Annotated in this window: 6 protein-coding genes; 1 reads left to right on the top strand and 5 read right to left on the bottom strand. The window is 47.7% G+C overall.

The genetic code is table 11. The features are described 5' to 3' along the window. Positions 1 to 111: 111 nt before the first annotated feature. The 5 genes from D9T21_RS19335 to D9T21_RS19315 all read right to left on the bottom strand — a co-directional run bounded on the left by D9T21_RS19335 (position 112) and on the right by D9T21_RS19315 (position 5633). Positions 112 to 939, bottom strand: coding sequence for a MipA/OmpV family protein (locus tag D9T21_RS19335; RefSeq protein ID WP_123324178.1), 828 nt, complete (start codon positions 937 to 939; stop codon positions 112 to 114). Between the two features lie 181 nt (positions 940 to 1120). After that, complete coding sequence (locus D9T21_RS19330) at positions 1121 to 2329, bottom strand: type II toxin-antitoxin system HipA family toxin (RefSeq protein WP_123326840.1); 1209 nt, start codon at positions 2327 to 2329, stop codon at positions 1121 to 1123. Then, on the bottom strand, positions 2319 to 2570 hold the full coding sequence (locus D9T21_RS19325) for a helix-turn-helix transcriptional regulator (protein ID WP_123326839.1): 252 nt from the start codon (positions 2568 to 2570) through the stop codon (positions 2319 to 2321). The genes D9T21_RS19330 and D9T21_RS19325 overlap by 11 nt, the downstream gene beginning before the upstream one ends. A 368-nt stretch (positions 2571 to 2938) precedes the next feature. Beyond that, complete coding sequence (locus D9T21_RS19320; RefSeq protein WP_123326841.1) at positions 2939 to 4609, bottom strand: amidohydrolase; 1671 nt, start codon at positions 4607 to 4609, stop codon at positions 2939 to 2941. 19 nt (positions 4610 to 4628) lie between these two features. After that, entirely contained in the window at positions 4629 to 5633 is a 1005-nt protein-coding gene (locus D9T21_RS19315; protein WP_241155764.1) for a serine/threonine dehydratase, read from the bottom strand. Between the two features lie 399 nt (positions 5634 to 6032). Here D9T21_RS19315 and D9T21_RS19310 point away from each other — a divergent pair, with 399 nt between their 5' ends. Beyond that, complete coding sequence (locus D9T21_RS19310; RefSeq protein ID WP_105934643.1) at positions 6033 to 6404, top strand: PH domain-containing protein; 372 nt, start codon at positions 6033 to 6035, stop codon at positions 6402 to 6404. The last annotated feature ends 70 nt before the right edge of the window (positions 6405 to 6474 follow it).

Below are 6474 nucleotides of genomic sequence, written 5' to 3'. Positions count from 1 at the left end.
GCTATGAGCGAGGAGCGGACGTTCATCTTACTAGCACTACGAGCTTATACCTCTATCGTATCAGTCGATAAATTTAATTACTCTCGAAATCACCGCTCTTGTCTGATGGAACTAAAATTTATAAATAACTCCAACACCCACTTCAGCTTCGTAATCACTTCGTGCAACAGGGCTATCTCTGACTTCACTGCTAAAATACTCAAATAGTGCTTCGCCATAGATTTGCCAATCACTGTTAATGTTTTTTCGGTAGTTATAATCAATACCAAACGAACGTAACCCACCACTTAAATTTGTTTCCTCTAAGCCGGATGACGCTGATTGCACAGCATCAATTCCAAACCCTTTATTAGCGTAATCGCTGTCGTGTAAAACAACAACAAGATTAACTTCAGAACCTGTCCCGTCAGTTTGCTCTCCGAATCGACGACCAATACCAAATAATGCTAGATTTCCTTCATCACTTGCAACTAGACGACTAACTAACCAATAACGCCAATCAGGGGTAAATGAGCGGCGAGCTTGTAAAACCAGTTCAAATCCTTCTTCTTGATTACCCAGGCCACCTAATCTGCCATCGTCAGAGTCACTTTCTTCTCGACCTTCTTCAAATCCAATCAAGGCTCCTAATAGCCACTTGTCATTGAATAATCCTCGCCAGCCAAATGCTTCGCCTGCAAAGTAATAAATATTATCACCACTGCGCCATTGCACGGCACCGGCAGGCTGTGCCTCAAACCCAAATTCATCAGAGCCTTCGTAAGCAGATTCATATTCAACACCTACCCCTATGCCGAATGCCCAGCCGTCTTCACCTTTGGTGAAATCATCAACAGACGGGAGGGGAACTAAAACAGGGTTATCTTCTTGTGCCATTACTGCGTTATTAATGGTAGTTTGTATGAGCAATAACACGATGAGATATATTATTTTTTTCATATGTCTATTTCTGTTTACTAAATGGGTTGTAAAAGTAAACAATTATACGAGTTCGCGGAGAAAGTGGTTTATTACTACTTTTGTTTTATCTTTTAATACAGCGTTTTCACAAGAAGGACTGATGTCCGCTTTTGACCAATACCAGAAATGTGAGAATAAGTAGAGTTCTATATTTGTGCTTCTATTTGTACTTCTTCTTTTTGTCGTGCCGGAATACGGGTTGTATTCCTGACCTTTCCATCACAGTATTCAAGTGAGCTTCGATTGAGTTCCTTAACCCATCCATAGCATTCACTTCTTCCATGTTAGATAGGGACACCAGGATACCTTCTGCCAGGGTATCGACTATCTTGCCGGCCGACGAACGGCTGATACCAGCTGTATAGGCAAATTCCACCAATTCATGTCGAGAAGGGAAGGCTTTGCTCTTACGCATTTTTAACGCCATCTCATTATCGATGGTGGGGTAAATCAGAGTATGGGTGATATCGTATACTGGACTGAGCCCAATTTCGGTGTGGTCTGGCTGGTACTGCAAAGAGAAGTTTTTTAAGTGCGCGTCACCATTCCCAATCAGGCAATTAAAGGCTACCAACTTAAATGCTTCTTCAACCTGCGCCATCGAACCGGTATTCAGGTTGACCACCTTTAACACATTTTCATAGGAACCCAGGTATTTCTGATCGCCGGTGCGGCCCATCAAAGTCGCAAAGTCCTCTATGCCGATTTTGTATCCGGATTCATCAGTATCGAAACGTTCCACCACATAATGCTGCAAATCATCGGACAACCACACCTTTGGAGTATTGAGTCCACAATGCTCAGCACACTTCATGCAGACGAATTCGTTTACTGTGAGCAGTGGGAATTCTTCATCAAATGTTTTAACGATCACATCCTTCTGCAAAATCGCAGAGCGGGATACCACAACCTTGGGCTGCACTCCGGATGCCATGCCATTGAGGTAATATCGCTCCAGCAGTTGCGGGAAAAGCTTTTCTTTACCGGACCAATGCAGAATCTCTTCTATTGCCACCGGTTCCGCTGATGGTAACTGTATGCCTGCATCGTACGACAGGTGGCCTATCCCTTTGGTCCCCATCAGTGCCAAAAGGTACATATCATCCACTTCCGCATAGCGGCGCAGCTTCTCTGAGATATAACGGCGTAAGTAGCCCTCAGGCAAATTTTGAGTGAATACGGGATGCAGCGCTCCCCGGTTGTATGGAGCCGGGTTATTCGGCATGGTGAGCGAAACTGCTATGGCATCCTGGGAGTACAAAAAACTGAAATAAGAAGAATGGGTGAGCAAGCCTGCTTGTTGCCCTGCCGCGTTAACAGTGATTCGCTTTATTTGTTCTGGCAAACCAGTAAGTTTATCAGTCGTCATCGTAGATAGAATCCAGTTCGTCTAAGGTTGGACGCCTGGCCTGTTTAGGTGCGGCTATGAGTTCGAATCCCATAAGGTTTAAGTATCGTTCTAGCAATTGCAGTGAACCCTGGTACCTGCCATTCTCTATATTGGAGATACTGGGTCGGCTGCATCGCAATTTATCTGCAATATCTGATTGGCTGAGTTTCTGTCGTTTACGCTCGGCCTGTAATTGCTGGCCAATTTCCTTCCTACTCATGGGACGCTCAAAATGTATTCATATGAATACAATTATAAGCTTAATATAAAAATGTACAAATATAGATACAAAAAGATCGTTTAGCGGCTATTTAGAAGTTAGTAATCAGATAGAACATACCGGGCATTTAATTTTGATACGAATTTCTTAACGTACCCTTTTCATTGCCCAATCGGCTCTCTTTAAAAGACGAGCATACCGCAAGGTATGCAATGTTCTCTTTAGGGCAGTTGCTGCGCTATCGAGCAACTTAGTTAATAACCAATCCTGACCAACAAAGGACTTTGTAATAAGGGTAATTTAAAAATTGAATGAAGGATGGAGCTTCGAAGAGAGCCTGCGGCCAGGTGGCCGCAGGTATTTAGATATTATTCGCCGGAGGTGTTCGCGTCGAACACTTTCTCACCGGCCACCCAGGTTTGAATAACCTTGGTTTTCCAGATGTCCTGGGCCGGTACTTCAAAAATATCCTGATCAACCAGAATAAAATCGGCCCATTTGCCTGGTGTTAAGGTACCCAGGGCGTCTTCCATGTGGGCAGCGTAGGCCGCGTCCAGCGTAAAGCCTTTAAACGCTTGTTCTATGGTTAACGCCTGTTCCGGGTACCAGCCTGCCACAGGTTGATTGTTTCTGTCCTGACGGGTAACCGCTGCGTGCAGGCCATAAAACGGATTGGCCAGTTCTACCGGAAAGTCTGAGCCCAGAGGTAACGGAATGCCGCTGTCGATTAACGTTTTCCAGGCGTAAGCGCCTTCCATACGCTCTTTGCCTAAGCGGTCTTCGGCCATGTTTTTATCACTGGTGGCGTGGGTAGGCTGCATGGAAGGTAATACCTTTAACTCGGCAAAACGCGATAAATCTTCTACTGCTATTACCTGGGCGTGCTCTACGCGGTTTCGCAGTTCCTGGCCTCCTGTGGAGCTGAAGGTACGCTCAAATTCATCCAATACCATTTGATTAGCGCGGTCGCCAATGGCGTGAAAGTTCAGCTGAAAGCCTGCGCCCAACACTTGTTGAAAGATCTTAGGAAAGTCTTCCGGTTGCGTGAGCAGTAAGCCGTGCTGGTGGGGCGCGTCGCTGTAAGGTTTAATCAGTGCTGCGCCACGGCTGCCCAGCGCGCCGTCACCATAGGCTTTAACACTGCGGATAAACAGGAAGTCGTCGCTGCTGCGAATAATGCCGGTATCCAGCATATCAGGCAGGGTAGGATCGGTTGCGCTTAACATAGCGTAAATGCGCACCGGCAGGTTTTGCTCGGCTGCCCGTGCCAGGTAAAAATCATACACGTGATGGCCAATGCCGGCATCGTGCATGGCGGTAATACCCACAGATAGTAAGTGCTCACCTGCTGCTTTGAGCTGCGCCTGGTATAGCTTGCTGCTTTGCTTGGGCATAACCTCAGCAACCAGGTCCATGGCGTTATCAATCAGTACCCCGGTGGCCTGGCCGTTTTCATCACGAATAATCTGGCCGCCAGCGGGATCAGGTGTATCGTTGGTGATGCCTGCCAGTTCCAGCGCTTTAGAGTTTACCCAGGCCGCATGGCCGTCTACCCGGGTTAACCAAACCGGCTTATTGCTGATAACATCATCGAGTACTTCTGCATTGGGAAAAGAGCGGTCGCTCCACAGCTCCTGATTCCAGCCCCGACCTTTAATCCATTCCTGGTCTGCATGGCCCATGGCATATTGCGCTACCCACTGCGCTGCTTCCTGCATAGTGCCACTTTCGCGCAGGTCGACCTCCAGCAGGTTACCGCCCAGACCCAGTAAGTGTCCGTGAGCATCAATCAGGCCCGGCAATAGGACTTTGTCGTGGCCGTCCAGCTTAGTTGTGCCTGCCGGCACTTTGTTGGGATCCAGGCTGACTACCTTACCGTTATCATCAACCAGTAGGCGCTTAAACTGGATAAGTTTGCCTTGTTCGTTAAGGGTATAACCTTTCACATTAGTGACCAGGGTAGCGGCACTTAGCGACAGGCTGATGCCGACAGAAAGGAGCAAGGTGGCAGAGAGGGTGAGCAATGATTTTTTATACATAGTGTTATTCAGTTTGCTGTTATTCAATGATAGGGGGCTGTAATAAATAGTCGGTATCCCAGACCTTGGTCATGGTGGCTTTACTGATATTGCCACCAGAAAGGATAACCACAGCGGTTTGCCCTTTAGGCGAATTCACTGCCCACGCGGCAACGGCCGCCATACTCATGGCGCTGGTGGGCTCTACGTGTAATTTTAGCAGATGCTGTAACCACTGAGTCCAGTAGGCTATTTGCTGCTCGTTGACTTCGTAAAAGTCGTCGAGTTGTTGCAATATCGGGAAGGTCACATCACCTACCGAAGGCGTGGCAGCGCCATCAGCTAAGGTTGAAACCGGCCCGCTAAGGGATTCAATTACACCAGACTGTAACGAGCGTGCTGCATCATTCGCAACAAGCGGCTCGGCACCAATCACTTTGGCGTGGGGAGCCAGGTGGCGGGTAGCCAGCAAACTACCGCTTAGCAGGCCGCCACCACCACAGGGGGCGAATACGGCATCTACGTGATCGGCATCCTGGATAGCTTCCAGAGTAGCGGTGCCCTGACCGGCCACAATTAACGGATGATTAAATGGCGGGATCCACACCACACCTTCTTGATTTGCCGCTTGTTTTACAGCTTCATCGGCTTCCGGACGAGTGGCGTAAAGGCGCAGCTCTGCGCCATAATCCTCGGTCGCCGCCGCTTTCACCTCGGAGATGTTTTCCGTAGAGAAAATTGTTACTGGTATACCCGCTTGCGAGGCGGCATAGGCTACAGCCTGTGCATGGTTGCCGGAGCTATTTGCTACGATATGGCGGGGAATATTGCCCTGCTCCTGCAAACTGGCGATAAAGTTAGTGGCGCCGCGCAGCTTGAATGCACCGGTAGTTTGCAGGCATTCGGTTTTAAATAAGATGCGCTGTCCCAGCCATTGATTCAGGCGGGTAGACTCCAGTAACGGTGTGCGACTGACTTTGCCAATCAGGCGCAGAGAGGCCTGGTGGATATCGTTAAAGGTCACCGTGTTGTTAGTATCTGTCAAAATCGTTTCCTTTTATCAACGCATCCTGCGCTGTTACCGGCGGCTGTATACCAGTCGCTCGCGGTTCTTATATTAGCCTTAATATTTAAAGGCTTCAGTTTGCAAGGAAGCCTGTGAGGCTATAGTAGCTTAACCTATCCGGGAGGTAACTGTAATGTCAAATGGATAGTCCAGCCTGCCTGTATTTGGGATGAATCGCAGATTAAACCGCTGATTTGAGGCAATGTATAAGGACAGATGCGAAATGAGGGGTGCTCATGACAAAGGTAGCGTGGTATGCGCTTAGCAAACAATTTATACCCTGTTACAAGTTTGCCGGCTAAGGGACTTTGTAAAACTTGTATTCTGACATCAAGTTAGCGATAGTTTAGCTTGTAATTAAACATTATCGGAGGATTTATGGGCTTACTTGACGCACTCATGGGCAATGCCAGTGAAGTAGATGTAGCTGAGGTTCAGGAAGAGCTGGCACCTATATTGGGCGACAGTGAAAGGGTGGTAAGTGCTTACAAACTGGTGAGAGATTTAATAGTCTTTACCAGTAACCGGTTTATGTTTATCGACAAGCAGGGCATGACCGGTCGCAAAGTGGATTACCACTCCATTCCCTATAAAGCGATCACTCAGTTTAAGGTAGAAACTGCTGGTCATTTCGACCTCGACGCAGAACTTAAAATCTTTGTGTCAGGGCAATCCACACCGCTTGAGTTTGAACTGAAATCTGAGACCGCCCAGGGCGTACAAAAATCCCTCGCTAACGCAATGTTTTAAAACGCCTTAGCGTTTTAAATCCCGGAGGCCTGCAAAAAGCCTATGCTTTTTGGCAGTCCCGGAAACGCAT

This window comes from Marisediminitalea oceani, assembly GCF_003731635.1.
GTDB lineage: Bacteria > Pseudomonadota > Gammaproteobacteria > Enterobacterales > Alteromonadaceae > Alteromonas > Alteromonas oceani.
Note: the sequence above shows the minus strand (reverse complement) of the source record. Positions and strands in the feature narration are given on the sequence as shown.